Genomic DNA, 26298 nt, shown 5'->3' with positions numbered 1-26298 from the left:
ACGCAACGGGCACCCGCGCGTGTAATTGCACCCGCGGTTGTCTGTTGCGTACGCAAACGCAGGGGTGGGGGGGCTAGCGGCGGGCCTTCACATCGAGGGCGTCGCGCAGGCCGTCGCCGATGAAGTTGATCGCGAGCACGATCGAGACGATCGCGAGGCCCGGTGCCGCGGCGATCCACGGCTGGTAGAAGTTCTTCGCCCCCTCCGTGATCATCGCGCCCCACTCCGGCGTCGGCGGCAGGGCGCCGAGACCGAGGAACGACAGCGACGCCACCAGCAGGACGATCTGACCGAGGTCCATCGTCGCGTTCACAAGGGTCGGCGTCGAGGCGTGCGGGATGATGTGGCGGAACAGGATGCGGCTCCGCGACGCTCCGATCGCCACCGCCGACTCGACGTGCTCGCGCTCCTTGATCGACAGCACCTGCCCGCGCATGAGACGGGCATAGATCGGCCACCAGACGATGATGATCGCGATGCCGGCGTTGTTGAGCCCCGGGCCGAGCGCTGCGGCGACGGCCATCGCGAGGAGGATCGCGGGGAACGACATCGTGATGTCGGCGATGCGCATGATGATCGCGTCGACGATGCCGCCCACGTACCCCGCGACGGCGCCGAGCACACTCCCGACGACCACCGACGCGACGATGGACACGAGGGCGATCGGGAGGGAGTACCGGGCACCGTGGAGTGCGCGGCTCAGCACGTCGCGCCCGAGCGCGTCCGTCCCGAACCAGTGCGCCGCACTCGGCGGGGAGAGTCGCTGACCGACGGACGCCAGCGGGTCGAACGGCGCGATCCACTGCACACCCACGACGAGGACGAGCCAGAACGCGACGATGACGTAGCCGAAGACCATCTGCGGACGCATCCACGCGGAATCGCGCGCGGTGCGTAGAACCGTGATCGACGTCGTGCCGAAACCGGCGACACCGGGTGCTGCGGTCATGCGAGTCTCACTCTCGGGTCGATGGCGGCGTACACGAGGTCCGTGGCGAGGCTCGCGAGCAGGAAGATGACGCCGCCGAGGAGGGTGACGCCGTTGATGGCCGGGTAGTCGAGGCTCCGCGCCGCCTCGACGGCGTAGGTTCCGATGCCGTTCCACGAGAAGATCTGCTCGACGAGCACGGCGCCCATGAGGAGCGAGCCGAAGGCGAATCCGACGATCGTGATGACGGGCGTGAGGCTGTTGCGCAACACGTGGCGCCGCATGACGGCGGACTCCGCGATGCCCTTCGCCCGGACGGTGCGGACGTAATCGGAGTGCAGCTCGTCGAGCATCGCCGCGCGGACGAGCCGGCTGATCGTGCCCATGAGCCCCCACGCGAGGACGAACGCCGGCAGCAGCAGGTGTCCCCACGCATCCACGAAGAGAGGCACGTTCCCGGCGAGCAGCGCGTCGATCGTGTAGAAGCCCGTGACGTGCGGCGGGGCCTCCACGCGGGCCGACAAGCGCCCGGGTCCCGGCACGATCCCGAGTTGCGCGTAGAAGACGAAGAGGAAGAGCAGTCCCGTCCAGAAGACGGGGAGCGAAGACCCGAGCAGGGCGAACACGCGCGCGGCGTTGTCGGCGAACGAGTCCTTCCGGCTCGCCGAAATCACTCCGAGCACCGTTCCGAAGATCGCCCCGATGATGAGGGCGAGGATCGTCAACTCGAGCGTCGCGGGCAGTCGCTCAGCGAGGTCGCTCGAGACCGCCGCCCGAGTCTGGAACGACGTGCCCATGTCGCCCGTGAACAGTCGGCCGACGTAGCTGAGGTACTGGACGAACACGTTCTGGTCGAGCCCCCAGCGCTCCCGCGCCGCCTGCACGACCTCCGGATTGCCCATGCTGCGCTCGCCGACGATCGCGGCGATCGGATCAGCGGGCATGAGGCGGGAGATCACGAACGCGATCGTCACGAGCCCGAGGAGGAGGAGCGGGACGATCGCGAGGCGACGGAGGACGAAGCGGGTCATGAGGTCTCCAGTGGGGACGGGGGGGAAGAGGCGGACGGAGCGCTGAGGGGGTGCGCTCCGCCCGCCCGTCGATCAGCCGCTGAGGCCGAGCTGCCCGATCTCGAGGTTGCAGCAGGGGCTGTAGGCGACTCCGCTGATGTCGCTCGCGTAAGCGAGGATCAACTGCGGGTTGACCATGGGGAGCACGAAGGTGTCGGCCGCCATCGACTCGGCAAGAGCCTCGTACGTCGCGACGCGCTCGTCACCGGACTGGCTGAGCGCCTCGGCGAGCAGGTCCGTCTGCTCCTGCGACACCGAACCTGTCCACGGATTCACGAGTCCGCCCTGGTCGATGTTGCCGAAGTACTGCACGTACTGGCTCGAGTCGGTGTGGTCGGGAGCGAAGTACACGGCCGTGACGGGTGTGCCCTCCCCGCCCATCGTCGACGCCCACTGGCTGAAGTCGGTGGGGTTGAGCTCGAGGGTGACGCCGATCTCGGCGAGGTCCTGCTGCACCGCCTGCATCTGCAGGTCGAGGTCGACGCCGTAGGCGACGAGCTTCGGGTACGTGGCGCTGAGGGTGAAGCCGTCGGCGTACCCGGCCTCCTCGAGCAGAGCCTTGGCCCCGTCGAGGTCGTAGCTCGGAAGCGCGACCTCCTCACTGCCCTCGAACCCGTTCGGGATAGGCGAGCCCTGGAGCTTGCCGTATCCCGCGACGAGGGTGTCGACGAGTCCGTCGTAGTCGACGGCCATGCGGATCGCCTCGCGGACACGCACGTCCTGGAGCGGTTCACCGCCGGGCGCCGCCGGGAGCAGCGCGATGTAGGTGTAATTGAAGGAGTCGACGATCTCGGTGGAGATCGCCTCGTTCCCCTCGAGCTGCGCGAGCGCGTCGGGGGAGATCTGCATCGCGATGTCGACGTCGCCCTGCTGGAGCTGCTGCAACTGCGAACTCGAGTCGGTGACCTCCTTCATCTCGACGGAGGTGAACTGCGGCTCGTCGCCCCAGTACTCCTCGTTCGCGGCGAGCTCGACCGACTCACCGGACGTATAGTCGGTGAGCGTGTAGGGGCCGCTACCAGCGGAGTTCGCGAGGAACCAGCCCTCGGCGTCATCCGTCGTGGCGGCGTCCTCGGCCGCGCTCGCGCCGTTCTCCTCGGCGACCTCGCTGTTGACGATGCCGAGGTAGGGAGCCGCGACGATCGCGAGGAAGGCGGAATTGGGGTTCTCGAACGAGACCACGACGGTCTCGGCGTCCGGCGTCTCGATACCCGCGAGTCCGGCGAGGAGGAACGACGCGGAGCCCTGCAGGTTCACGAGGCGCTCGAAGCTCCACTTGACGTCCGCGGCCTCGACGGGGGATCCGTCCGAGAAGACGGCGTCCGTGTCGAGGTGGAAAGTGAACTCCGTGTTGTCGGCGTTCGCCTCCCACGTCTCGGCGAGACCGGGCAGCACCGTCGACGTGTCGGCGGGGTCGATCGTCACGAGCCGCTCGTAGAGGGCGGTGTAGAGGATCTGGCAGGTGTCGCAGTAGCCGCGCTGCGGGTCGAGCGTCGTGAGGTCCATCGCGCGGGCGATCACGAGGGGTCGATCGCCCGACGTGGCCGCGGGGACTCCGCCGGCGCAGCCGGTCAGGGCGAGCGCGATGGCGACCGCCGCGGTCGCGACGGCCCTCCACCGGCGTCGGGTTCGCTGTGGTGCAGGATTCACGGGTAACTCCTCGTCAGGTCGATCAAGTGCCGGTCGGGGATGGAGCTGGTCGGGGTGGAGCGGGATGGTCGAGCGAGTCAGCGAGCGGAAGGGGCCTCAGCCGATGACGGAGCGCGTCTCCGCGAAGGCGTCCGCCGTGCGCTCGAGGGCCTCGGCGATGTCCGCCTCGGTGTGGGCGGTGGAGAGAAACCAGTTGTGCACCGGGTGAAGGAGGACGCCGCGGGCGGCCGCGGCGCCGGAGAACGCGAGCGCTGTCGCGAAGTCCGTGTCGCCGACGAACCGCAGGTACGGCATGACGGCGGGCCCGCTCTGCACGATCTCGAAGCCGTTCTCCTCCGCCTGGGCCTGCAGACCCGTACGGAACAGCGCGCCGACGTGGTCCATGTAGGCGGGCGTGTCGGTCTCACGGAGCAGGCCGATGTTCGCGATCGCCGCCGCCATCGCGACGCCGGAGTACCAGAAGGATCCGGTCGCGTAGATGTCGGAGGCGGCCTGCGCCAGGGAGTCGATGCCGACGACGGCGGACAGCGCGTAGCCGTTCGCGATGGCCTTGCTGTAGGCGATGAGGTCGGGGGCGACGCCGAGCGGCTCCCACGCACTGCCGGTCACGAGCCGGAAGCCCGTGCGGACCTCGTCCATGATGAGCACGGCCGCGTTCCGATCGGCGATCGCGCGGACCGCTCGGGCGAACTCGACATCGGCGAGGCGCTGGTCATCGGCCGGCCCGTCGTGCTTGAAGGGAGAGGCGATGATCCCCGCGAGGTCGTCGCCGGCCTCGGCCGCCGCCGCTTCGAGCGACGCGATGTCGTTGAATTCGAAGTAGATGATGTTGGCGCGGTCCTCGGGTGTCGACCCGAGCGGGTTCGGGTTGAACCACGCGTTGGCGCCGTGGTACGCCGTCGTGCCCTTGAGGATCTTGCGCTTCCCCGTCGCGGCACGGGCGATCGTCACCGCGAGGCTCGTCGCGTCGGTGCCGTTCTTGCCGAACATCGCCCAATCGGCCGGGCCGATGGTGTCGACGAGCAACTCGGCGAGTTCGACCATGCGCGGGGTGGGCCCGCCGAGGGCATCGCCCTCGGCGAGCTGTGCCGCAGCGGCCGCCTCGACGACGGGGTTCTTGTATCCCGAGATCATCGGACCGAAGCCGCACATGAAGTCGATGTATTCGTTGCCGTCGACATCGGTGAGGCGGGCGCCGTCGCCCGAGCGGTAGTACTGGGGGTACGACGCCGGCAGTAGCGTCACGTTGAGGTGGCCGTACATCCCGCCGGGGATGACGCGAGCGGCACGTTCGCGCAGTGCGGCATCGACGGGCTTGAGCAACGGCGTCATGGTCTCGATCGTCATGGGGGTCCTTCTCGCTGGGGACCGGGCGAGGGATGCGGAGACCGCGGGCGCCCGGTGCATCCAGTTTTTGGTACAGCCGTCCGAAATAGATTTCGATCCCGTTACGGGTAGGTTAAATAGGGCAAGCGTCCGAAAACACTTGCGACGATGGAGTCGCGCCGAACGCTCGCGCAGGAGGGAGGCGCACGACATGCCGAAGATCGTGGACCATGACGAGCGCCGGGCGACGGTGCTCGAAGCGACGTGGCGGGTCATCAGCCAGCAGGGCCTCGAGGCGGCGACCGTGCGCGAGATCGCGAAGGCCGCCGGCGTCTCGAACGGGGCGCTCGCCCACTACTTCGCGAACAAGGACGACGTGCTCATCCAGGCGCACAAGCTCGCCTATCAGCGCGTCTACGACCGCGTCGCGGAGCGGGCGGCGGGACTCGACACCTTCGAACTGCTGAGCGAGATGCTGCACGAGGCGATGCCGCTCGACGACGAGAAGCGCACAGAGGCCCTCATCGACCTCAGCTACATGGGTCGCGCGATCACGAACCCCGCGCTCGCCGAGGTGCGGGCGGACTCGATGGTCGTCGCGCGGGGCTGGTGGACCGACGGCCTCACCGCGGCTCGCGACGCCGGGGCGCTCCGGGCCGACCTCGACATCACGCTCACCGTGAACGAACTCCTCGTCCTCATCGACGGAATCTCCGTGCAGGCGGTGCTGTACCCCACGGAGATGACGCCCGACGTGCAGCGCTCCCTCGTCGACGCGTTCCTCGACCGCATCCGCGCCTGACCGCGCCCGTCGCCCACCGACCCGCCTCAGCGCGGGACGCGGGCGTCGAGCCAGGCGATGAGGTCAGCGACGATCTCGTCGCGGTTCGTCTCCTTGTAGATCTCGTGCCGTGCGCCCTCGTAGACCTGGAGCGTCACGTCCGAGAGCCTCGACCGCTTCACGTACGCGTCACGCAGCAGCCGCATCCCGCGCGTTCCGCCGAGAGGATCGTCCGAGCCCCCCTGGATCAGGACGGGTAGATCACGCGGCATCCGCCGCGGCGGCCGCCCGAGGAACGCGAACGCCTGGATCGCCGTCCACACGGGCTGCTGCGCGATGTCGAACGCTCGCGGGTCCTTGGCGAACGCCGCCCCGACGGTCGGGTCCCGCGACAACCACTCGAGTCCTGTGCTTCCCGGCGTCCGCCACCGCTTGTTGAGGTCGCCGGCGTTGATGACGCCGGGCACGGCGAGCGAGGTCCCGGACAGGACGAGCGCCGAGTAGGGATGCTCGCGCGTCACGATCCTCTGCGCCATGAGTGAGCCCCAGCTGTGGCCGAGGAGCACGATCGGCACGCCGGGGTACGCGTCGGCGATGGCCTGACCGACGTGGAGCACGGACCGGATGGCCCCGCGCGTCGTCCCGTCGCCGAGGCGACCGAGGCCGAGGTGATTCTCCCCCGTCGCGCCGTGCCCGCGGTGGTCGTCCGCTATCACGGCGAAGCCGGCGCCATTCAGATCGGCGGCGAGCGCCGCGTACCGCCCGGCGTGCTCACCCGCTCCGTGCGCGATGTGCACGATGCCGCGCGGATCCTCCGCCGCCCACACGTAGTACCAGATGGTGACCCCGTCGGCGTCGACGAGGGTCCGCGTCTCGGGGGCCTCACTCACCCCCACACCCTACCTACGCCGCTCCCTCTCTCCCCCCTGAACACTTCCTTTGTGCTTGAAAATTCGCGCACAGAGGAAGTGTTCAGGGGGGAGAGAGGGGGGGGGAGGCGGGAATAGTTAGCGAGGGTAATGAGTTACGCTAAGTAATATGCCTCGCACCATCGCCGAACAGAGTTCGGATCTGCGAATGGGCACGTTCCGGTTGGCTCGCCGACTGCGCGCGGAGAAGTCCGACGACGATCTCAGCGACGGCCAGTTCTCGGTCCTCGCCGCCCTGTTCACGCACGGCCCGCACACCCTCAGCTCCCTCGCGGAACGCGAACGCGTCTCCGCCCCCTCCATGAACCGCACCGTCGGTTTCCTCGAAGAACTCGGATACCTCACGCGGGTGACCGACAGCGAGGACAAGCGACGCGTCACCATCACGCTCACCCCGAGCGGAACGGACACCGTGAAAGCCACCGTCAAGAAACGCGACGCCTGGCTGACGCACGCCCTCAAGGCGCTCAGCCCCGAAGACCGCGCGACCATCGCTGATGCCGCCGCCATCATGCAGAGGATGGCGGAACGATGAGCGCCATGTTCCGCTCGCTCTCCGTCCGCAACTACCGGTTGTGGTTCATCGGCGCGCTCGTGTCGAACATCGGCAGCTGGATGCAGGCGACCACGCAGAACTGGGTCGTCCTCACCGACCTGACCGACAACGACGCGGTAGCCGTCGGCACCACGATGGCGCTGCAGTTCGGTCCGCAGCTGCTTCTCGTGCCGATCACCGGACTCATCGCCGACCGCTTCGACCGCCGCAAGATCATCATGGTCACGCAGTCGCTCCTGCTGCTGCTGGGCCTCGGCCTCGGCCTCCTGCTCATCCTCGGTCACGCCGAGCTCTGGCACCTCTACCTCTTCGCGCTCGCCCTCGGTCTCGTGAACGCGGTCGATGGGCCCGCCCGGCAGACCTTCGTCTCGGACCTCGTCGATGAGCACAACATGTCGAACGCCGTCGCCCTCAACGCCGCGTCGTTCAACGCCGCGCGCATGATCGGGCCGGCGGTGTCCGGTCTCCTCATCGTCCTGATCGGAGCGGGCTGGGTGTTCGTGCTCAATGCCGTGACGTTCGTGGCGATGATCATCGCGCTCGTGAACATCCGCACGTCGGAGTTGCGCCCGCGACCGCGCGCCACCCGCTCCAAGGGGCAGCTCGCGGAGGGCTTCCGCTACGTGCGCGGCCGCCCGGATCTCCTCGTGGTCTTCGCTGTCGTCTTCCTCATCGGCGCGTTCGGCATGAACTTCCCGATCTTCGCGTCGACGATGGCCGTGGAGTTCGGCCGCGGAGCCGGCGAGTACGGCCTCCTGTCGTCGATCCTCGCGATCGGGTCACTCACGGGAGCGCTGCTCGCGGCCCGGCGAGAGCGCGCGCGCTTGCGCGTCGTCATCCTCGCCTCGGCGGGCTTCGGTCTCGCGGCGATCACGTCGTCGCTCATGCCCACGTTCTGGACGTTCGGCGTCTCGCTCATCCTCATCGGCTTCGCGACCGTCACGATGCTGACGACGGCGAACGGCTACGTGCAGACGACGACGGAACCCGCCGTGCGCGGCCGCGTCATGGCGCTGTACATGGCGATCCTCATGGGTGGGACGCCCATCGGTGCCCCCATCGTCGGAGCCGTCGCGAACGCGTTCGGGCCCCGCTGGGCGCTCATCGTGGGCGGCGTCGCGGGCCTTGTCGCCGCGGTGATCGCGTTCACGTGGCTCGTGATCGCGAAGGATCTGCGGGTTCGCCGCTCCCGCGACGCGCGACTCGGTGTGGCCGTCGAGTACACCGGCAAGCAGCGCGCTCGGCCGACGAGCGTCGTACCCGAGGACTTCTCCGAGCAAGTGGCGCTCACGTCCCCCATCACGATCCCGCTGCCCGGAACGAACACGCGCCACAACGTCGGCTCGAAGCGCACGCCGACGGGTTCGATTCCCAAGCAGCACCGCGCCCGCCGCTGACACCGGACAGCCCGCCGCCCCGGCCACCCCCGCAACGCGGCGAGCGCTACACCTCGAGCCGCGCGCAACAGATGATTCTGTCGCGCTCGGCTCGAACTGCAGCGCTCGATGGGCTGACGGCGGGGCCGGTCAGCCGATCAGTCGGTGATCGCGGCGCGGAGCTCCGCAGCGGCGGCTCCCACGTCGTCCGCGCCGTAGATGGCTCCGCCGGCGACGGCGACCTGAGCGCCGGACTGCTGGACGGACGCGATCGTCGACGCGTTGATACCGCCGGCGACCGAGAACGGCACGCCGGACGCCTCGCCGTCGCGCAGCAGGGTGGAGAACGTGAAGCCCTCCTCGGCCTGCTCGTCGAGGCCCGCGTGCATCTCGACGAACTCGGCACCGAGGGCGACGACCTCCTTGGCGCGCTTCGGCTTGTCGGCGACCCCGATGAGGTCGACGACGACGCCCTTGCCGTGCTTTTTGGCGGCCGTGACCGCTCCGGCGATCGTGCTGTCGCCCGCGGAACCGAGCACGGTCACGAGGTCGGCGCCTGCGGCGAAGGTCATGTCGGCCTCGAGCTCGCCCGCGTCCATCGTCTTGAGGTCGGCGAAGACGATCTTGTCGGGGTGCGCTTCCTTGATCGCTGTCACGGCGGAGAGTCCGGCGCTCTTGATGAGCGGGGTGCCGAGCTCGAGGATGTCGACGTGCGGCGCCGCGGCGGCGGCGAGCTCGAGGGCGGCTTCGGTCGTGAGGGTGTCCATGGCGAACTGCAGTTTCATGATGTTCCTATCCGTGTAGTGGGGGGAGAGAAGAGGTCGGCGTCACTCGAGGTTGGCGTGACGGGGCCAGAGCTCGTCGGCGCTCACGCCCGAGCGCGTCCAGAGGGTGTGGAAGAGGGCGTCGCCGAGCAGCACGATGATCTGCTCGAACAGGCTGCCGGCGTACTGCGCCGACGCGGCGCCCGATCGATCGCGCTTCTCGGCGGCCGGAACGACGACGACAGCGGTCGCGAGCGATGCGAGTGGCGAGGCGGCGGCCGTCGTGATCACCGCGATCCGCGCTCCGGCGTCGGCCGCTGTCTCTGCCGCGCGCACGATGGCGTCCGTCGTACCGGACCCGCTCGCTGTGAGGAGTACGTCGCCCGCGGCGATGGCCGGCGTCGTGACCTCCCCCACGACGTGGACGTCGAGCCCCAGGTGCATGAGGCGCATCGCCGTCATCCGCAGGGCGAGACCGGAACGGCCGGCGCCCACCACGAACACCCGATCGGCGGACGCGACGAGGTCGGTGACCGCCTCGAGGGGGTTCGGGGCGGCACCGGCACCCGACTCGGCGAGCACGCGGTCGGCGAGGGCGTCGAGCTCGCCCCGTATCAGGACAAGGGAGTCCGCCACGGAGATCTCGGGGGAAGTCATCTCTCCATCCTGGGACGCGCATCGGGGCCGGACGCTCCCCCGTTGGAACGGGTCAGCCTACCCGAAAGAATGGGATGGGCGGAGCGTATAGTCGGGCCATGACCGCCGACCCGCACCAACTCGCCGCCGACCAGGCCGACCGTCACGCGGTGACGCTCGAGTCGATCCTCGCGGTGCTCCGCTCGCGCCGCCTCGACGACCGTGCCGCGCGGACGATGGCGACGGACCTCGCGGCCGGAGCGCTCGTGGATCTCCGCACGGCGAGCGACGAGTTCCGCGACAGCCTCGTCGAGCCCGTCGTCGGCGCCTTCGCACGGCTCCGGAACGACCTCAGGCCCCTCGTCCGCCACGGCGACCTCGACGTCCAGTTCGTCGAGCCGCCCGCGACGGGCCGAGCCCTCCCCGGTGAGGTCGCCCACGCCGCGCGCGCGATCGTCCGGAGCGCCGTACTGGCCTTCGTCGATCACGGCGAGACGAACCGCGTCCGCATCCAGTGGGATTGCGACGGCCTGAATCTGCTCATCGACATCCGGGACGACGGCCGCGGCGAACTGACCGCCCACGATGACTCGCTGCGACCGATCGCCGAGCGGGTCGCGGCACTCGGCGGTGAGCTCGGCGTCTCGTCGACCCCGGGATGGGGCTCGGATCTCGCGATCCGGCTTCCGCTCGATCCCCCGGCGTTGCCCGAGTCGCTCGACAGCGTCGCGCTGAGCGCGCGCGAGCGCGAGGTGCTCCGCCTCGTCGCGTCGGGCGCCCGCAATCGCGCCATCGCGGGGGAGCTCGCGATCAGCGAGAACACGGTGAAATTCCACGTGTCGAACCTGCTGCGGAAGGCCGGCGCCGCCTCGCGCTCGGAGCTCGTGGCCCTCGCGACCCACTGACCGATCGGGCGGCCGCGCGTCGGGTGACCTCACTCGTCACGCGCGATCACCACTCGGACAGGGAGGTCACGGGCGCGAGCGAGCGGCGCCGGCATCCACGATGCCCACCCCGCGGTCACTCACGGGGCGGGCGTCGAAGGTGATCACTCGGCGCACCCGCCGAGCGCACGGTCCTCAGTTCGAGGTCGCGGCGCGCAGACCGTCGATGAGGGGCGTCGTCGGGCGGCCGATGAGGCGGGCGAGGTCGCCGCTCGTCTCAGCGAGGAGTCCGTCGCGGATGTTGCCGTCGAGAGCGACGACGAATCCAGCCGTTCCCTCGTCGAGGCCCGCGCCGATAAGGATCGCGACGTGCTCCTCGGCGCTCACGTTCTTCCACTCGACGGGCGTGCCGCTGATCTCGGCGATCGCCGCGGCGAGCTCGTCGTAGCTCCATGCGATGTCGCCCGAGAGTTCGTAGACGGCGCCCTCGTGGCCGTCGGTCGTGAGGACCGCCGCGACGGCGTCGGCGTAGTCGGCGCGCGACGCGCTCGCTACCCGGCCATCCCCCGTGCTCGACAGGAGGACACCGGACTCGCCCGAGCGCTCGACGTCGGTGGCGTAGTTCTCGGAGTACCAGTTGTTGCGGAGCACGGTGCTCGCGACGCCGGTCGACGCCAGGTACTCCTCCGTCGCCTTGTGCTCGGGCGCGAGGACGAGGGCAGAGGTGGTCGCGTGGGGCGCGCTCGTGTAGACGACGCGCGAGATGCCGGCGTCGACCGCCGCGTCGATCGCGTTGGAGTGCTGCTGGACACGCTGGCCGACCTCGCTGCCCGAGACCAGCACGAGGCTGCCTGCTCCCGCGAACGCCACGTCGAGCGATGCGCGGTCGGAGTAGTCGGCGATCGCGGTGCGCACACCGGTCGACGCGACGTCGGCGAGCTTCTCGGCGCTCCGCCCGATGGCGACGATGTCCGCGGCGACGACGCCGCGGGCGAGCAGGGAGTCGACGACGAGTCGGCCGAGGTGTCCGGTGGTGCCAGTGACGACGATGGGGGTGGCGGCGATGGTCATGGGGGTCCTTCCATTTGGGTGTGTTCTCCAGGGCAAGCGCAGCACCGTGTGTTTTGCTTCCCGCCGGACAGTACCCACTTTCCGGTAAGCTACCCACCTTATGGAAAGTCTCGTGAATTCGCAGGCCCTCGCCGAACCGGCGACTCTCGAATCATTGCTCTCGGGGCCGGGCACGACCGACGGCGTCTTCCCTGCCGCGTGTCCGACGCGCATCGTGCTCGATCACGTCACGAGCAAGTGGGGCGTGCTCGTGATCGTGGCGCTCGCGGAACGGTCGCTGCGCTGGGGCGAACTCCGGAGAGGTGTCGAGGGCATCAGCGAGAAGATGCTCGCGCAAACGCTCAGACTGCTCGAGACCGACGGCTTCGTCCTCCGCGAAGCGCAGCCGACCATCCCGCCGCGCGTCGACTACAGCCTCACGCCGCTCGGCCAGGAGCTCGCCGCACAGCTCCTCCCGCTCGTCTCGTGGATCGCGGGCAACACCTCACGCATCCTCTCCACCCCCTGAAAACTTCCTATGTGCTCGAATTTTCACGTACATAGGAAGTTTTCAGGGGGGAGAGGGGTCAGGACTCGCGGGTGATTTCCACGCGGACGAAGAGCGACGACCGGAACGGGCCGGCGTAGACGCCGCGGAGCGGGGCGACGTCCTGGTAGTCGCGGCCCCGACCGACGAGGACATGCCGGTCGCCGATCTCGATGAGATTCGTCGGGTCGTAGCCATGCCAGGTGCCGGAGAACCACTCGACCCACGCGTGGGACTCTCCCGTCACCGTCTCCCCGATCGGCGCATCCGGACGCGGGTGCAGGTAACCGGACACGTACCGGGCTGGGATCCCGACGGACCGCAGCGCCCCGAGGGTGATGTGTGTGATGTCCTGGCAGACACCGTGCTTCTTCTCCCACGCGTCGGCCGCGGTCGTCTGAACACCCGTCACGCCCTGCACGTACTCGACCTCGCGACCGATCGTCTCGGCGATCTCGAGGGCTGCGCCGTACGGCGTCTCGTGCCGCAACCGGACCTCGCGCGCGAGCTCGGCGAGATCCTCGGGCGGTCGCGTGCGGCGCGTCTGTTCGCTCTGCTCGACCGTCTCGACACTGCGCCGCACGAGCTGATCGAGCTGCTCCCACGTGATCGCGCTGTCATGGTGCGGCCGCGGCCGCACCTCGACGAGACTGCTCGCCGTCAACGAGAGCTCGGTGTGCTTCGAGAGCACCTCGAACGCGGTCACCTTCGTTCCGAAGTAGTCCGTGTACATGTTCTGGCTCGCACCGGGTGAGATCTCGATCCCGGCCTCGAGGACGAACTGGCCGTCGGTCGTCGACGGCAGCATGCGCGCCTCGTTGTACGACGTCTGCACGTGACCCTCGTACGTGAAGCCCGTGCGGTGCACGATCCGCAACCGTTTCATGCGTTCTCCCCGATCCAGCTCGGCTCCGCTTGCGTCGGGAAGAAGCGCTGCCGCACGGCCTCCGACGTCTCGAGCGTCGCACGCTGCACGTTGTCCATGTACCCCGGCAGGTCCTCGAGGATCTGCGTGATGGGCGTGTACTCGAGCTCGCTGCGGATCTGACCCAGTAGTCGCTGTGACTGCCCGGAGACCCCGACACGGTCGGAACGCGGCTCGAGGTCCCCCACGCACTCGAGCGCCTGCACGATCGAGAAGATGATCGAGCGGGGGAAGAGCCGATCGAGCAGGAGGAACTCGGCGGCGTTCCGCGCGCTCGGCACCCCTCGATACGTGCGCAGGTATGCCTCGTACGCGCCGCACGAACGCAGGATCGTGGTCCACGACGGCCCCGACGCCTCCGTGAGCGAGCGCGTCGCGAGCAGCCGCGCAGTCATGTCGGCGCGCTCGACGCTTCGCCCGAGAGTGAAGAACCGCCACGCGTCGTCACGGCTCGTCGCCGAGTCCACGATGCCCACGGCGAGCGCCGATCGCTCCCGCACCCAGCGGAAGAACGAATGCACCTGATCGGGATCCACGCGCCGCGGCATCCTCGTGCGCGTGGTGTTGAGGCACTCCCACAGCTCGCTCGACACGATCTCACGGGCCCGCCGCGCGTTCTCGCGCGCGGCGGTGATCGAGTAGGCGATCGACGACGGATGCGTGCGGTCGACGGCGAGCCGACGAAGCACGTCCTCCCGGGTGAGCGGCACGTCCGCGTCGTGGTCGCTGCCCATCACACTGAGCAGCGAGTGGCACGCGGAGTTCTCGTCGATCCAGGGGTCCTCGAGGAGGAGCTGCAGGTGCACGTCGAGGATCCGCGCCGTGCCGTCACTGCGTTCGATGTAGCGGCCGATCCAGAAGAGGCTCTCGGCGATCCGGCTCAGCATGCGCCACTCCGCTTCCCGATCGGGGCGATCATGTCCGTCGGGATCACCTCGGATTCCGATCGCGACTGCTGCTGCTGTTCCGACTGGCTCGCGCTCGGTCCGTCGTACGGCGAGTGCTGCTGGACGCCGTCGCCCGTGGTGCTCTGCTGCTGCTGTTCCGACTGGTCGGAGCGTGCGGGCCGGTCGTAGGGCGAGTGCGCGGGCTCCGGCTGGTCGGCGTAGATGATGGGGATCGCCTGCGTGACCGTGGCCTGGTCGGCGACGAGGCCCTGGATGTCGTGCGGGGAGTCCTCCGGGTCGCCGCGCTGTTCGGCGGCGCCGACGATCCACGTGTCCTTCGATCCGCCGCCCTGACTCGAGTTGACGACGAGCTGGCCCTCGGGAAGCGCCACGCGGGTCAGTCCGCCGGGGAGCACCCAGATGTCCTCGCCGTCGTTGACGGCGAAGGGGCGGAGGTCAGCGTGGCGGGGCCGCATTCCGTCCTCGACGAGGGTCGGGATCGTCGAGAGCATCACGACGGGCTGCGCGATCCAGCCGCGGGGATCGGCGCGCAAGCGGTCCCGGAGATCGTCCAGCTCCTTCCGGGAGGCGTCGGGGCCGACGACGAGCCCCTTCCCTCCGGAGCCGTCGACGGGCTTCACGACGAGCTCGTCGAGCCGGTCGAGGACCTCCTCGAGCGCACCAGGGTCCTCGAGCCGCCAGGTGTCGACGTTCTTGAGCAGAGGCTCCTCGCCGAGGTAGTAGCGGACCAGGTCCGGCACGTACGTGTAGACGAGCTTGTCGTCCGCGACGCCGTTGCCGACGGCGTTCGCGATCGTCACGTTGCCGAGCCGCGCCGCGAGCATGAGGCCGGGAGACCCGAGCATCGAGTCGGCCCGGAACTGCAGGGGGTCGAGGAACTCGTCGTCGACCCGGCGGTAGATCACGTCGACGCGCTGTGGACCGCTCGTCGTGCGCATGAAGACCTTTCCGCTCGCGCAGAAGAGGTCACGGCCCTCGACGAGCTCGACGCCCATGAGCCGGGCGAGCAGAGTGTGCTCGAAGTAGGCGGAGTTGTAGACGCCGGGGGTGAGGACGACGACGTTCGGATCCTCGACGCCGTTGGGCGCGCTCGCACGGAGTGCCTGCAGCAGCTTGTTCGGGTAGTCGCCGACAGGGCGGACCTTCATCGAGACGAAGAGCTCGGGGAGTGTCTGGGCCATGACGCGGCGGTTGGAGATGACGTAGCTGACGCCGCTCGGCACGCGCACGTTGTCCTCGAGGACCCGCAGTTCTCCGTGCTCGTCGCGGATGAGGTCGATGCCGGAGACGTGGATCCGGACGCCGTTCGCGCTCGTGATCCCGGCGGCCTGGCGGTGGAAGTGCTGTGAGGACGAAATGAGGCTCGCCGGGATGATGCCGTCCCGGACGGCGTTCTGGCGGCCGTAGACGTCGGAGAGGAACGCTTCGAGCGCCCGGACGCGCTGTTTGATGCCCGCCTCGACACCCGCCCACTCCCCTTGCTCGATCACACGGGGCACGGCATCGAGCGGAAAGGGGCGTTCCTCACCGGCGAAGTCGAACGTGACGCCCTGAGCGAGGTACGAACTCGCGAGCGCTTCGGTGCGCCCGCGGAGCTCCTCCTGCGTCATGGCGGCGAGCGAGTTGTAGATATCGCGGTAGCCGGGGCGGGCCTCGGCGGCACCGGCGGGAGAATCCGCAAGCTCGAACATCTCGTCCCACGGCGGTACCCCCGAGACGGTCTTCCGCGGAGCCAGAGTCGCGCCGTACCCGTCGAAGAGGTCTCCCATGGGCCGAGCCTACAGCGGCCCGTGTTGCGCCCATGTTTCGTCCCCGCACCCTCTCGCCCCCCCTCTCACCCCCCCCCTGAACACTTCCTCTGTGCTCAAAAAATCATGCACAAAGGAAGTGTTCAGGGGGGTGAGGGGAGGGAGGAGGTTCAGGCGGAGGCGGCGGACAGGGCCGCGAGCTCCTCCGGAGTGAGCGCGACCGTCGCCGAGGCGAGGAGGTCGGGCAACTGCTCGAGCCGGCTCACGCTCGCGATGGGCGCGACGACCGTCGGCTGCAGGCGGAGCCACGCGAGCGCGATCGTCGCGAGGCTCACCTCGTGCGCGGCCGCGACGGCGTCGAGGGCCTCGATCACGGCATCGCCTCGCGCATTCAGGTACTCGGCCGCCCCGCCGGCGCGCGGGCTGTCGACCGACGCTCCCCCGCGGTACTTCCCCGTGAGGAAGCCCTTGGCGAGGCCGAAGTAGGGGAAGACGCCCAACTCGTAGCGTTCGGCCCGCTCACGGAGCGCACCCTCGAAGTCGCGCTCGACGAGGTTGTAGTGCGGCTGCAGGGCGACGGGAGCGTGGAATCCGTTCGCCTCCGTGACAGCCATCCACTCGTCGATGCGCTCGGCGGAGTAGTTGGACACCGCGATCGCGCGGATCTTGCCGGCATCGACGAGGCCGGAGAACGCCGCGACGGTGTCCTCGAGGGGGACGCTCTCGTCGTCGAAGTGCGCGTAGTAGACGTCGATCACATCGGTACCGAGCCGCGCGAGCGAGGCGTCCGCGGCGGCACGGATGTTCTCCGGCGCGAGACCCGAGAACTGCGGATGAGTGCTGACCTTCGTCGCGATGACGAGGTCGTCGCGACGGCGCGTGCGCGCGATCCACTCTCCGATGACGCTCTCGGACTCGCCGCCCGTGTGACCCGGAACCCAGTGCGAGTATCCGTCGGCCGTGTCGACGAGGTCGCCGCCACCGTCCGTGAAGGCGTCGAGGATCGCGAACGAGGCGTCGCGATCGGCGGTCCAGCCGAAGACGTTGCCGCCGAGGGCAAGCGGGAAGACCTGCAGGTCGGAGCGGCCGATGGGTACGAGGTGCGTGTCAGGAGTCGTCATGATGCCTTCCAACGTAGGCTCCGACGCCCGCTATTCCGACCCTGTGCCCGCGCGTTTCCGCCGCGTGTCGTCCCACGGGCACGCGGCGGAACGGTCAGGACGTGTGTACGCGCGCGTATTCGTCGACCGTGAGGACGATCGTCTCGATCTTGCGATTCACGACGCGGATGATCACGACGATGAGCCAGAGGCCACCCGTGAGGAGGGTGAGCACGAGGTTCCAGAACCAGCCGATGCGCTTCTTCCGCTGCAGCACGGCGGTCGCTCCGGACACGGAGGACACCGTCCAGCCGTTCTTGGCCCAGCGGGCGACGGCGTCGTCGAGAGCGGCGACGCGGACGGGATCGATGTTCGGCATGGGAACCTCCTCCGGGACAGATCCTCCGATGGTAGCGAGTGAGCCTGGGGAAGCAGAGGGCTCTACGCTCAGTCGTCGAGTGGTCCGCCGTCCCGGTACCATGGCGATCGGTCGTGACGGAGCGGTCGGAACGGGGCATCCGGGTATGAGGATCATCGACGCACACCTGCACGTCTGGGACACGGACCGGCTCGGCTACGACTGGCTCCGGGAGGTGCCGACCCTCAACCGTCCCATGGGCTTCGCCGAGCTCGCTGCGGAACGCCTCAGCGGCGCCGCACACATCGACGGCTTCGTCTTCGTTCAGGCCGATTGCCGCCCGGAGCAGGCGCTCACCGAAGTCGACTGGGTGACGACGATCTCCGCGGAGGGCCCCACCGTCGGCATCGTCGCGTTCGCGCCGCTCGAGCACGGCGACGCGGTCTCCGCGCACCTCGACGCCCTCGGCGAGCGCGCACTCGTCGTGGGCGTGCGTCGGCTCCTGCAGTCGGAGCCTCGCGGCTTCTCGGAATCGCACGTCTTCCGCGCGGGCGCCCGGGCGCTCTCCTCCCGCTCGCTCGTGTTCGACGCGTGCGTCACGGAGGACCAGCTCGACGACGTGACCGCACTCGCCGACGCGATCCCGACGCTCTCGATCGTGCTCGACCATCTGGGCAAACCGGATATCGCGAGCGGCTCCGCGGACACCTGGCGACAGGCGATCACGGAACTCGCCCGCCGCCCGAACGTCGTATGCAAAGTGTCGGGGCTGCCTCCGCAGACCGGCTCCCCGGCCTGGTCCCTCGAGACGCTGCGCCCGTACCTCGACACCGTGCTCGACGTGTTCGGCGCCGACCGGCTCCTCTTCGGCAGCGACTGGCCCGCATCAAGCGGCCAGACGACGTACGATCGCTGGCTCGACGGCGTCCTCGAGTGGGCCGCGCCATTCTCGGCGGACGAACGGGCGGGCCTGTTCTCCGAGACAGCCAGCCGTGTCTACTCGCTCGACCGCTGACACACCGTGGCCCGGAACTCCGGGATGGACGGGAACCGCGACAAGTAAAAGGCGCCTCCGCCGGAATGGCTCCGGAGTTGGTTACCGTCGCATCGAACCCTCTCTTCCGTGCGCTCGGCGGTCACAGCGCAGCTGAAGGCTGCGCCCTCCCCGGTCGGCCGTGCACGGGAAGGACGACCATGCCGCTGCTCGAATCCGAGGCGTCGCCGCGGGGTCGCATGCGGGTGTTCGTCCGAGCTCAGCTTCCGCTCCTCCTCGGCGCGGCGTTCATCGGTGTCGTCGTCGCCGTCGCCGTCGCCGTCGCCGACATCGTGGGCCTCGCGCTCCTCCGGGCGGAGTTGCTCGCCGTACTGCCGTCCGTGGGCATGCTCGCGACCTTCCCGATCCTCTGGCTCGCCTACGGCTTCCGTCGCACCGTCGTCCTGGTCACACGCGGCAAGTGCACCGGCCCGACGGTGCACTCCTCGGCACGGTCGTGGTGGCGTACGACATCACGGAACTCGCGCAGGCCGTCGCGATCCGCGAGGATTTTCTCAGCACGGTCTCCCATGAGCTGCGGACGCCGCTGACGAGCGTGACCGGCTACCTCGAACTCCTCGAGGACTCGCTCGATCCATCCGACACGGACAGCCTCCGCTATCTCGAGGTCATCTCCCGCAACGTCGCCGGCCTGCGTTACGGCATCGCGGACCTCCTCGTCGCCACGGACACCGATCGTCCGTTGCACGTCGCCTCGCTCGATGCGCGCACGATCGTTGACGATGCCATCGCGCTGACCGCCGAGGCCGCCGAGCGCCGCCGCCAGCTGGTCGAGGTCCGTCGCGACGGTGCGGAGTCGGTCCGGATCGAGGGGGATGTGATGCGACTGCGACATACCGTCGCGGAACTCCTCGAGAACGCCATCAAGTTCAGCCCCGAGGGCTCCCGGATCACGCTCACTCAGAGCACCGGACCCGAGGGCGTCACCATCACGGTCGAGGACCGCGGTGCCGCGTTGACACGCGGAGAAACAGGCACAGATGTTCGATCGCTTTTACCGCACGAACCACGCCCGCTCGAGGGCGCCACTCATTCGCGGCGCCCTCGGCACCGAGATGGCGCCGTCGACCGTCCCCTACCGCGAGTACCACGTTGTTGTGGATCCGCGGTCATCTATGGGCCCAAGGAAAGTGGATGCACCACGAGGGCGGCACTTCGGCACCGAGGGCGCTAGTCGTACATGGCGCCCTCGTGCGGGTGTAGCCCTCTGGCTAGAGTTCCTCGCCCGTGGGGTCGGCGGCCGCGTCGTCATCGAGACGCGTGCCGCCCAGCGGGTCCTCATGCCAGGAGACGGCCTCCCAGCCGTGGGCCGGTGAGCCCTCGAGGGCCACCATGCCCGTGTTCGCGAGACCGCGCGTGCGTGTGTTGCCCTCGTCGAGATTCCACGCCGCTCGAGCGCTCCACGCGCGGATCGCGGCTCCGTGGCTGAAGAGGGCGACGGTACCGTCGTGCGCCGCAGCGATCCGATCGACGTCCGCGTCGTACCGGTCGAAGAACTCGGTTCCGCTCTCACCGATCCGCGCCTCCGGATCGTTCCACCACGAGAGCAGCGTCCCCATGTAGGCGTACACCGCCTCCATGTCGCTGCGACCCTCGAGGTGACCGGCGCTGATCTCGTGGATGCCCTCGAGCTGCACGGGGTCGAACCCGAGCGCTGTGGCGAGGGGGGCCGCCGTGCGGTGCGTGCGAACCATCCGCGAGACGTAGATCGCCTCGATGTCCTCGTGCGCGAGCGCCGTGGGGACGGCGGCCGCCTGCCGCTCGCCCAGGGGCGTGAGGCCGGGACCCGGGATCACCGTGCCGAGCGCGCCGACGACGTTGTCCGGAGTCTCACCATGGCGGATCAGCAGGAGCCTCATTCCCCCAACGTTATCCGAGGGTCCTGAGCGGAGTGTCGGCGTCGCCGAGCCGCTTGATGAGCGTCTCGAGCTGCACGTCGACTCCGGTGCGGACGTGCACGGCGTGCTCCTCGGGCAGCGGCGCGACCGTGCCGGTTCGGCGGTAGCCACGGCGCTCGTACCACGCGAGCAACTCCGCTCGTGATGCGATGACCGTCATGATCATGCGGGCCGCACCGAGCTCGTGCCGCGCGATCCGCTCCGCCTCGGCGAGGAGCGCCGTACCGAGACCGGACCCCTGGGCGGCCGGCGACACCGCGAACATCCCGAAGTAGGCGATCCGCCCCCGATCCGTGACCGTGCAGCACCCGACGAGGGCGCCGCTCTCCTCGGCGACGACGAGGGTGTCGCGCGGCGCGGCGAGGACGGCACGCACCTGGTCGGCGTCCGTCCGGGGACCGTCGAAGAGGTGCGCCTCCGTGGTCCAGCCCGGTTCTCCCCCGGTCCCGCGGTACGCACGGGCCACGAGCGCGACGATTGCGTCTACGTCGCGCTCCGTCGCCGTCCGGAATTCCACACCCCCACGCTATCCTCCCCGGCGGCCGCGCGGCCCCTAGCACGTCGCGGCGTCGAGGGGAACCGAGACGGCGCATGGCCGGGGGTTCATATTCGCGGGGATAAAATGAGTCCTTGCTGAAACGAGCGAGTGACGGCTCGTGCGACGGAGGATTCGTGACCGGAAATGCGACGACCCGCTTCGACAACGTATCCCTGTTGTCGGTGGCGAGCACACTGCCCACCCGCGTGACCACGTCGGACGACATCGAGGACCGCCTCTCGTCCGCACTCAAGCGCTTGAAGCTCCGAAGCGGCCTGCTGCGTCGCGTCGCGGGTGTCCTCGAGCGCCGCAATTGGGCTCCCGGTGAGGACTCCGACGACGCGACCGTCGCGGCCGGCAAGCGCGCCCTCGCCGAGGCGGGCGTCGACCCGTCGGAGGTGGGGCTGCTCATCAACACCTCCGTCACCCGCAAGCACCTCGAACCGTCCGTCGCCGTCCGCCTCCACCACGGTCTTGGACTGCCGAGTTCCGCGATCAACTTCGACGTCGCCAACGCCTGCCTCGGTTTCGTCAACGGCATGAGTCTCGCCGCGAGCATGATCGAGTCGGGCCAGATCCGCTACGCGATCGTCGTCAACGGCGAGGACGCCGACGAGATCCAGACGAACACGATCGACCGTCTCCTCCGTGAGGACGTCGACCGTGAGGGCTTCATGAGCGAGTTCGCCTCCCTCACGCTCGGCTCCGGCTCGGCGGCCGCCGTCCTGGGGCGGGCCGACGAGCACCCCGGCGGCCACCGCATCCTCGGCGGCGTCACCCGCGCCGCGACCCAGTTCCACGAGCTGTGCGTCGGAAGTGTCGACGGCATGTTCACGGACGCCAAGGCTCTGCTCAAGGGCGGCCTCGACCTCGTCGTCTCGGCGTGGAAGGAGGCCTCGAACGAGTGGGACTGGTCGAAGATGGACCGCTACATCACCCACCAGGTCTCCTCGGTGCACACGAACGCGATCGTCAAGGCCGCGAAGCTCGACCGGGATCGTGTTCCCACGACGTTCCCGCAGTACGGCAATGTCGGCCCCGCCTCGATCCCCATCACGCTCGCGGCCGAACAGGAGTCGCTCAAGAAGGGCGACCGGGTCCTCCTCATGGGTGTCGGCTCCGGGCTCAACACGGCGATGATGGAGCTCGCGTGGTGACGGAGGGAGCATCGCTTCCCCCCTCCGGCCTGCCCGGACTCGATCCTCGATTCAGCCGCATCCTTCGGGTTCCCGGTCGCGGCGTCGACGCGGGCGTCTCGCGCGAGTGGCACCACCTCGACACCGGTGACGAGCTCGCTCGCCTCGGCATCCCCACGGCGGGGACCATCCTCGCCGTCCACGGGAACCCGACGTGGTCGTACCTGTGGCGCAGCATCGTCTCGGAGTCGGTCCGGGCAGCCGAATCCGGCCGACCCGCATGGCGCGTCGTCGCCGTCGACCAGTTGGACATGGGCTTCTCCGAGCGGACCGGCGTGCACCGTCCTCTCCACCAGCGCGTGTCGGACCTCGCCGCATTCACCGAGGCGCTCGCCCTCGAGGGACCCGTCGTGACGCTCGGACACGACTGGGGCGGTGTCGTCTCCCTCGGTTGGGCCGTCGACCACGGCACGTCGCTCGCCGGGGTCATGCTCCTCAACACCGCGATCCATCACCCTGAAGGCGTACCGATCCCCGCACCGCTGCGGCTCGCCGGGGCCTGGGGCGTGCTCGCGGCGTCGACCGTGGGGACCACGGCGTTCCTCGACACGACGCTCGCCCTCGCGACCCCGTCGCTGGATCGCGACGTCGCGGACGCCTACCGCGCTCCGTATCGCACGGCCGAGCGGAGACGGGCGATCGGCGGCTTCGTCGCGGACATCCCCGTCGATGCACGGCACGAGAGCTTCGGCGAGCTCGACCGCATCGCCGGCGCGGTGGCCCGCCTCGACGTCCCGGCACTCATGCTGTGGGGGCCGAACGACCCGATCTTCAGCGACCGCTACCTCGACGACCTCGCCGATCGGCTCCCGCACGCCGACGTGCACCGCTTCGAGGGCGCGAGTCACCTCGTGGCGGAGGACCGCCCGTACGCGGACGCCGTGCTCACCTGGCTCGAGGACAACGGCGAGCGACTCTCGGGGCTCGCCCCGTCGCCCCCCCGGGCGGCCGCGTCGGCACGACGGACCTCGACAGGCTCCCCCGACGGACCGCCCTTCGTGCCCCTGTGGCGCGGACTGGACGAACGACGCGAGGACGACTCCGTCGCCGTCGTCGACATGGCGCCGCGCGGGAAGAGCGAACCCCGACGGGTCAGCTGGCGGCAGCTGGACGACCGCGTGCGCAAACTCGCCGCCGGCCTCCACCGCATGGGCGTCCGGAAGGGACAGCGCGTGTCGCTGCTCGTCCAGCCGGGGCCGACGCTCACCGCCGTCGTCTACGCCTGCTTGCGCATCGGCGCCGTCGTCGTGGTGGCCGACGCCGGCCTCGGCGTGAAGGGACTGACGCGTGCCGTCCGCGGGGCGTGGCCGCACGTCGTCATCGGCGAGGCGCTCGGGCTGACCGCCGCCCGCACCCTCGGGTGGCCGGGGCTGCGGATCTCGACCGCTCGACTCCCGCGCGTCGCTGCAGTGGCCCTCGGTGTCGAGTGCAGCCTCGCGGACGTCATCGAACTCGGCACCGGCGCCCCCGTGCCCGCACCGCCCGGTCCCGGCGACGAGGCCGCGATCCTCTTCACCTCGGGGTCGACGGGACCGGCGAAGGGCGTCGTCTATCGGCACGGTCAGTTGTCGGCGCTCCGCGACGTGCTCGCCGCGCACTTCGACGTGACGTCGGAGACGGGACTCGTGACGGGATTCGCGCCCTTCGCGCTCCTCGGTCCAGCCCTCGGCACGCGATCGGTCACGCCGGACATGGACGTGTCCGCGCCGCGCACGCTCACCGCGAGCGCCGTGGCCGCAGCCGTCCGCGAATCCGACGCCCGCATCGTCTTCCTCTCCCCTGCGGCTATCCTCAACGTCGTCGCGACGGCCGACGCCCTCACGACGACGGATCGCGCGGCACTCACACACGTGCGGACCTTCCTGTCGACGGGCGCTCCCATCGGCGAGCAGCTGCTCGCGTCCGCCGCCGCGCTCATGCCGAACGCGACGCCCCACACGCCGTACGGGATGACGGAGTGCCTTCTCGTGACGGACGTGACGCTCGACGGGATCCGCGCGGCGGCCGCGGCACCCGATCGCGGCGTGTGCGTCGGTACGCCCATCGGCTCGAACCGCGTGCTCGTGGCGGCTCTCGACGCGGACGGTCGGCCGACCGCCGCACCGAGCGACGAGGCGGGAGTGCTCGGCGAGCTCGTCGTCTCCGCTCCTCACCTGAAGGACCACTACGACCGGTTGTGGCTCACGGACCGCGCCGCGGAGAACGGCACCCCCTCGGGGAACCGTGGCGCCGCCGCCGGGGAGCGTTGGCACCGCACGGGCGACGTCGGGCACCTCGACGCTGACGGTCGCGTGTGGGTGGAGGGTCGACTGCCGCACGTCATCGTGACGGCGGACGGGCCCGTCGCGCCCGTCGGCGCCGAGCAGGACGTCGAAGGCGTCGAGGGCGTCCGCCGCGCGGCCGTCGTCGGTGTGGGTCCGCACGGATTGCGGCAGGCCGTCGCGGTCGTCGAGACGGTGCCGCCGACCTCCCGGCCGGGGCTCGCGACTCCGGAGCTCACAGCCGCTGTGCGGGCGAGCACGGCGCTGCCGCTCGTGGCCGTGCTCGCTGTGCCGCAGCTGCCGACGGACATCCGGCACAATTCGAAGATCGATCGCTCCCGCGTGTCGATGTGGGCCGAGTCGACGCTCGCGGGCGGGAAGACGGGCGCCCTGTGATCGTCCTCGTGACGGGAGCGTCCGGTTTCCTCGGACGCGCCGTGGCCGCTGAACTCGTGGCGGCGGGACACGACGTCCGGGCGATGCAACGGCGCCCGTCGGGCGCGGCCGGCGTCACCGACATCCTCGGTTCCGTCACGGATCCCTCTCTCGTCGAGCGGTCGGTCGACGGCGTCGAGGGCGTCGTGCACCTCGCCGCGAAGGTGTCGCTCGCGGGAGATCCCCGCGAGTTCCGCTCGGTGAACGTCGGCGGGACGCGATTGCTCGTCGAGGCCGCGGAACGCGCCGGTGCGTCCCGGTTCGTGCAGGTGTCGTCACCGTCCGTCGCCCACGCGGGCTCAGCGCTCGCGGGCGTCGGGGCGGAGCGCGCCGATCCGGAGCACGCACGCGGAGACTATGCGCGGACCAAGGCCGAAGCCGAATTGCTCGCCCTCGATCACGACTCCGATACTCTGCGCGTCGTGGCCGTACGCCCACACCTCGTGTGGGGCCCCGGCGACACCCAGCTCGTCGACCGCATCGTGGACCGGGCACGGCGTGGGCGGCTCCCGCTCCTCGACGGGGGCACGGCGCTCATCGACTCGACGTACGTCGACAACGCCGCCACCGGAATCGTCGCCGCGCTGCACCGCGCCGAGGAGGCGCACGGCAATGCCTATGTGATCACGAACGGGGAGCCGAGACCTGTCGGCGACCTGCTCGTCGGCATCTGCCTCGCTGCGGGGGTCGCCCCGCCACGGTGGAGCATACCGGCCGGCGTCGCTCGCGCGGCGGGTTCCGCGATCGAGCGGATCTGGTCGATCCGCCCGGGCTCCGACGAGCCGCCGATGACGCGATTCCTCGCCGAGCAATTGTCCACCGCACACTGGTTCGACCAGCGCGCCACTCGCCGTGACCTCGATTGGACGCCCACGGTCTCGCTCGACGAGGGCCTCCGCCGCCTCGCGGCCTACGCGGGCACCGCCTGACCCGCGCCGGTCAGCCCGTGCGGTGGGCCGCGAGGGCGTAACCTGCCGACGTGACCGATGAGAACCGACGGGGAGGTCGCGCTGATGGATGTGCGTGACCTGGAATGCGTCGCGGTGCTCGGCGACGAACTCCACTTCCGACGGGCAGCGTCTCGGCGTCGCTCAGCCCGCCCTGAGCAAACGCATCCGGAAGATCGAGGCGGAGCTCGGTGTGGAGCTCTTCGCGCGAGGGGGTCACTCCGTCTCCCTGACAGACGCCGGCGTCGGACTCGTCGCGCACGCGCGTGAGGTCCTCGCACGGTGGCGCGCCATGACCCCCGAAGGTCGTGTCGCCCGTCGCGTAGCGCTGCCGTGGCGCGGCTCGGCCGCCCCTTTCGTGATTCGAGGGCGCCAGATCGCTGCGAGGGCGCCCCGTGGAACTGTAGCCCTCGTGCGGGTGTAGCCGTTTGGG

At 69.7% G+C, this 26298-nt stretch carries 27 protein-coding genes; 12 read left to right on the top strand and 15 right to left on the bottom strand.

Translation table 11 applies throughout. The features are described from left to right. Nucleotides 1-73: 73 nt before the first annotated feature. The 4 genes from ELQ92_RS02050 to ELQ92_RS02035 all read right to left on the bottom strand — a co-directional run bounded on the left by ELQ92_RS02050 (nt 74) and on the right by ELQ92_RS02035 (nt 4995). Entirely contained in the window at nt 74-949 is an 876-nt protein-coding gene (locus ELQ92_RS02050; RefSeq protein WP_208004205.1) for an ABC transporter permease, read from the bottom strand. Continuing rightward, nucleotides 946-1959 carry an ABC transporter permease gene (locus ELQ92_RS02045; protein ID WP_128497286.1) on the bottom strand — a complete coding sequence of 338 codons (1014 nt, stop codon included), beginning with the start codon at nt 1957-1959 and terminating at the stop codon, nt 946-948. Before ELQ92_RS02045 ends, ELQ92_RS02050 begins: the two co-directional genes overlap by 4 nt. A 72-nt stretch (nt 1960-2031) precedes the next feature. Further along, a complete protein-coding gene (locus ELQ92_RS02040; protein WP_128497285.1) occupies nt 2032-3648 on the bottom strand; it encodes an ABC transporter substrate-binding protein in 1617 nt (538 codons plus the stop codon). A 96-nt stretch (nt 3649-3744) separates the two neighbouring features. Then, the gene (locus tag ELQ92_RS02035; RefSeq protein ID WP_128497284.1) at nt 3745-4995 is read right to left on the bottom strand and encodes an aminotransferase class III-fold pyridoxal phosphate-dependent enzyme; all 1251 of its coding nucleotides are present in this window, start codon (nt 4993-4995) and stop codon (nt 3745-3747) included. A gap of 190 nt (nt 4996-5185) precedes the next feature. On the opposite strand from ELQ92_RS02035, the gene ELQ92_RS02030 reads away from it, so the two are divergent. Continuing rightward, complete coding sequence (locus ELQ92_RS02030; RefSeq protein WP_166426677.1) at nt 5186-5776, top strand: TetR/AcrR family transcriptional regulator; 591 nt, start codon at nt 5186-5188, stop codon at nt 5774-5776. Nucleotides 5777-5802: 26 nt separating this feature from the next. On the opposite strand, the gene ELQ92_RS02025 is transcribed toward ELQ92_RS02030, so the two are convergent. Then, nucleotides 5803-6645 (bottom strand): alpha/beta hydrolase, encoded by an 843-nt coding sequence (locus ELQ92_RS02025; protein ID WP_128497282.1) that lies wholly within the window; start codon nt 6643-6645, stop codon nt 5803-5805. 148 nt (nt 6646-6793) lie between these two features. On the opposite strand from ELQ92_RS02025, the gene ELQ92_RS02020 reads away from it, so the two are divergent. Continuing rightward, nucleotides 6794-7219, top strand: a complete 426-nt coding sequence (locus ELQ92_RS02020; RefSeq protein ID WP_128497281.1) for a MarR family winged helix-turn-helix transcriptional regulator — start codon at nt 6794-6796, stop codon at nt 7217-7219. Beyond that, the gene (locus tag ELQ92_RS02015) at nt 7216-8637 is read left to right on the top strand and encodes an MFS transporter (RefSeq protein WP_128497280.1); all 1422 of its coding nucleotides are present in this window, start codon (nt 7216-7218) and stop codon (nt 8635-8637) included. Before ELQ92_RS02020 ends, ELQ92_RS02015 begins: the two co-directional genes overlap by 4 nt. Nucleotides 8638-8774: 137 nt before the next feature. On the opposite strand, the gene hxlA is transcribed toward ELQ92_RS02015, so the two are convergent. Further along, on the bottom strand, nt 8775-9401 hold the full coding sequence (gene hxlA, locus ELQ92_RS02010; protein WP_128497279.1) for a 3-hexulose-6-phosphate synthase: 627 nt from the start codon (nt 9399-9401) through the stop codon (nt 8775-8777). Between the two features lie 42 nt (nt 9402-9443). Further along, a complete protein-coding gene (hxlB, locus tag ELQ92_RS02005; RefSeq protein WP_128497278.1) occupies nt 9444-10037 on the bottom strand; it encodes a 6-phospho-3-hexuloisomerase in 594 nt (197 codons plus the stop codon). A gap of 98 nt (nt 10038-10135) precedes the next feature. Here hxlB and ELQ92_RS02000 point away from each other — a divergent pair, with 98 nt between their 5' ends. Continuing rightward, nucleotides 10136-10921 carry a LuxR C-terminal-related transcriptional regulator gene (locus ELQ92_RS02000; protein WP_243694814.1) on the top strand — a complete coding sequence of 262 codons (786 nt, stop codon included), beginning with the start codon at nt 10136-10138 and terminating at the stop codon, nt 10919-10921. Nucleotides 10922-11095: 174 nt separating this feature from the next. On the opposite strand, the gene ELQ92_RS01995 is transcribed toward ELQ92_RS02000, so the two are convergent. Next, nucleotides 11096-11971, bottom strand: coding sequence for an SDR family oxidoreductase (locus ELQ92_RS01995; RefSeq protein ID WP_128497276.1), 876 nt, complete (start codon nt 11969-11971; stop codon nt 11096-11098). 112 nt (nt 11972-12083) lie between these two features. Here ELQ92_RS01995 and ELQ92_RS01990 point away from each other — a divergent pair, with 112 nt between their 5' ends. Then, nucleotides 12084-12479, top strand: a complete 396-nt coding sequence (locus ELQ92_RS01990; RefSeq protein ID WP_424979540.1) for a winged helix-turn-helix transcriptional regulator — start codon at nt 12084-12086, stop codon at nt 12477-12479. 58 nt (nt 12480-12537) lie between these two features. On the opposite strand, the gene ELQ92_RS01985 is transcribed toward ELQ92_RS01990, so the two are convergent. From ELQ92_RS01985 to ELQ92_RS16180, 5 genes are all read right to left on the bottom strand, one after another. Next, nucleotides 12538-13383 carry a transglutaminase family protein gene (locus tag ELQ92_RS01985; RefSeq protein WP_128497274.1) on the bottom strand — a complete coding sequence of 282 codons (846 nt, stop codon included), beginning with the start codon at nt 13381-13383 and terminating at the stop codon, nt 12538-12540. Next, on the bottom strand, nt 13380-14309 hold the full coding sequence (locus tag ELQ92_RS01980) for an alpha-E domain-containing protein (RefSeq protein WP_128497273.1): 930 nt from the start codon (nt 14307-14309) through the stop codon (nt 13380-13382). The genes ELQ92_RS01985 and ELQ92_RS01980 overlap by 4 nt, the downstream gene beginning before the upstream one ends. Further along, complete coding sequence (locus ELQ92_RS01975) at nt 14303-16099, bottom strand: circularly permuted type 2 ATP-grasp protein (RefSeq protein ID WP_128497272.1); 1797 nt, start codon at nt 16097-16099, stop codon at nt 14303-14305. The genes ELQ92_RS01980 and ELQ92_RS01975 overlap by 7 nt, the downstream gene beginning before the upstream one ends. 149 nt (nt 16100-16248) lie before the next feature. Next, entirely contained in the window at nt 16249-17199 is a 951-nt protein-coding gene (locus ELQ92_RS01970) for an aldo/keto reductase (RefSeq protein WP_128497271.1), read from the bottom strand. A gap of 94 nt (nt 17200-17293) precedes the next feature. Continuing rightward, a complete protein-coding gene (locus ELQ92_RS16180) occupies nt 17294-17557 on the bottom strand; it encodes a hypothetical protein (RefSeq protein ID WP_166426676.1) in 264 nt (87 codons plus the stop codon). Between the two features lie 145 nt (nt 17558-17702). Here ELQ92_RS16180 and ELQ92_RS01965 point away from each other — a divergent pair, with 145 nt between their 5' ends. The 3 genes from ELQ92_RS01965 (at nt 17703) to ELQ92_RS01955 (ending at nt 19764) form a co-directional block, all read left to right on the top strand. After that, the gene (locus ELQ92_RS01965; RefSeq protein ID WP_166426675.1) at nt 17703-18551 is read left to right on the top strand and encodes an amidohydrolase family protein; all 849 of its coding nucleotides are present in this window, start codon (nt 17703-17705) and stop codon (nt 18549-18551) included. A gap of 179 nt (nt 18552-18730) precedes the next feature. Beyond that, complete coding sequence (locus ELQ92_RS01960; RefSeq protein WP_128497269.1) at nt 18731-19120, top strand: hypothetical protein; 390 nt, start codon at nt 18731-18733, stop codon at nt 19118-19120. After that, complete coding sequence (locus ELQ92_RS01955; RefSeq protein ID WP_166426674.1) at nt 19030-19764, top strand: sensor histidine kinase; 735 nt, start codon at nt 19030-19032, stop codon at nt 19762-19764. Before ELQ92_RS01960 ends, ELQ92_RS01955 begins: the two co-directional genes overlap by 91 nt. Before the next feature lie 37 nt (nt 19765-19801). Here ELQ92_RS01955 and ELQ92_RS01950 read toward each other — a convergent pair whose 3' ends face one another. Together ELQ92_RS01950 and ELQ92_RS01945 are read right to left on the bottom strand one after the other, a co-directional pair. Continuing rightward, nucleotides 19802-20449, bottom strand: coding sequence for a histidine phosphatase family protein (locus tag ELQ92_RS01950; RefSeq protein WP_128497267.1), 648 nt, complete (start codon nt 20447-20449; stop codon nt 19802-19804). A 10-nt stretch (nt 20450-20459) separates the two neighbouring features. Then, nucleotides 20460-21005, bottom strand: coding sequence for a GNAT family N-acetyltransferase (locus ELQ92_RS01945; protein WP_128497266.1), 546 nt, complete (start codon nt 21003-21005; stop codon nt 20460-20462). Between the two features lie 155 nt (nt 21006-21160). Between ELQ92_RS01945 and ELQ92_RS01940 the strand changes: the two genes are divergently transcribed. From ELQ92_RS01940 to ELQ92_RS16790, 4 genes are all read left to right on the top strand, one after another. Beyond that, nucleotides 21161-22183 (top strand): 3-oxoacyl-ACP synthase III, encoded by a 1023-nt coding sequence (locus ELQ92_RS01940; RefSeq protein WP_128497265.1) that lies wholly within the window; start codon nt 21161-21163, stop codon nt 22181-22183. Further along, nucleotides 22180-24879: an alpha/beta fold hydrolase gene (locus ELQ92_RS01935; RefSeq protein ID WP_128497982.1), complete on the top strand. Its 2700-nt coding sequence runs from the start codon at nt 22180-22182 to the stop codon at nt 24877-24879. Before ELQ92_RS01940 ends, ELQ92_RS01935 begins: the two co-directional genes overlap by 4 nt. After that, nucleotides 24876-25847, top strand: a complete 972-nt coding sequence (locus ELQ92_RS01930; protein ID WP_128497264.1) for an NAD-dependent epimerase/dehydratase family protein — start codon at nt 24876-24878, stop codon at nt 25845-25847. Before ELQ92_RS01935 ends, ELQ92_RS01930 begins: the two co-directional genes overlap by 4 nt. Before the next feature lie 88 nt (nt 25848-25935). Further along, a complete protein-coding gene (locus ELQ92_RS16790; protein ID WP_128497263.1) occupies nt 25936-26289 on the top strand; it encodes a LysR family transcriptional regulator in 354 nt (117 codons plus the stop codon). Nucleotides 26290-26298 lie beyond the last annotated feature (9 nt).

Source organism: Labedella populi (genome assembly GCF_004078655.1).
GTDB classification, from domain to species: Bacteria; Actinomycetota; Actinomycetes; order Actinomycetales; family Microbacteriaceae; genus Labedella; species Labedella populi.
Note: the sequence above shows the minus strand (reverse complement) of the source record. Positions and strands in the feature narration are given on the sequence as shown.

Excerpts from the sequence above, each read along its gene's own strand:
- ELQ92_RS02050 (WP_208004205.1), bottom strand. The coding sequence starts at position 949 with ATGACCGCAGCACCCGGTGTCGCCGGTTTCGGCACGACGTCGATCACG.
- ELQ92_RS02045 (WP_128497286.1), bottom strand. The coding sequence starts at position 1,959 with ATGACCCGCTTCGTCCTCCGTCGCCTCGCGATCGTCCCGCTCCTCCTC.
- ELQ92_RS02035 (WP_128497284.1), bottom strand. The coding sequence starts at position 4,995 with ATGACGATCGAGACCATGACGCCGTTGCTCAAGCCCGTCGATGCCGCA.
- ELQ92_RS02030 (WP_166426677.1), top strand. The coding sequence starts at position 5,186 with ATGCCGAAGATCGTGGACCATGACGAGCGCCGGGCGACGGTGCTCGAA.
- ELQ92_RS02020 (WP_128497281.1), top strand. The coding sequence starts at position 6,794 with ATGCCTCGCACCATCGCCGAACAGAGTTCGGATCTGCGAATGGGCACG.
- ELQ92_RS02015 (WP_128497280.1), top strand. The coding sequence starts at position 7,216 with ATGAGCGCCATGTTCCGCTCGCTCTCCGTCCGCAACTACCGGTTGTGG.
- hxlA (WP_128497279.1), bottom strand. The coding sequence starts at position 9,401 with ATGAAACTGCAGTTCGCCATGGACACCCTCACGACCGAAGCCGCCCTC.
- hxlB (WP_128497278.1), bottom strand. The coding sequence starts at position 10,037 with ATGACTTCCCCCGAGATCTCCGTGGCGGACTCCCTTGTCCTGATACGG.
- ELQ92_RS02000 (WP_243694814.1), top strand. The coding sequence starts at position 10,136 with ATGACCGCCGACCCGCACCAACTCGCCGCCGACCAGGCCGACCGTCAC.
- ELQ92_RS01995 (WP_128497276.1), bottom strand. The coding sequence starts at position 11,971 with ATGACCATCGCCGCCACCCCCATCGTCGTCACTGGCACCACCGGACAC.
- ELQ92_RS01985 (WP_128497274.1), bottom strand. The coding sequence starts at position 13,383 with ATGAAACGGTTGCGGATCGTGCACCGCACGGGCTTCACGTACGAGGGT.
- ELQ92_RS01980 (WP_128497273.1), bottom strand. The coding sequence starts at position 14,309 with ATGCTGAGCCGGATCGCCGAGAGCCTCTTCTGGATCGGCCGCTACATC.
- ELQ92_RS01975 (WP_128497272.1), bottom strand. The coding sequence starts at position 16,099 with ATGGGAGACCTCTTCGACGGGTACGGCGCGACTCTGGCTCCGCGGAAG.
- ELQ92_RS01970 (WP_128497271.1), bottom strand. The coding sequence starts at position 17,199 with ATGACGACTCCTGACACGCACCTCGTACCCATCGGCCGCTCCGACCTG.
- ELQ92_RS16180 (WP_166426676.1), bottom strand. The coding sequence starts at position 17,557 with ATGCCGAACATCGATCCCGTCCGCGTCGCCGCTCTCGACGACGCCGTC.
- ELQ92_RS01965 (WP_166426675.1), top strand. The coding sequence starts at position 17,703 with ATGAGGATCATCGACGCACACCTGCACGTCTGGGACACGGACCGGCTC.
- ELQ92_RS01960 (WP_128497269.1), top strand. The coding sequence starts at position 18,731 with ATGCCGCTGCTCGAATCCGAGGCGTCGCCGCGGGGTCGCATGCGGGTG.
- ELQ92_RS01950 (WP_128497267.1), bottom strand. The coding sequence starts at position 20,449 with ATGAGGCTCCTGCTGATCCGCCATGGTGAGACTCCGGACAACGTCGTC.
- ELQ92_RS16790 (WP_128497263.1), top strand. The coding sequence starts at position 25,936 with ATGTGCGTGACCTGGAATGCGTCGCGGTGCTCGGCGACGAACTCCACT.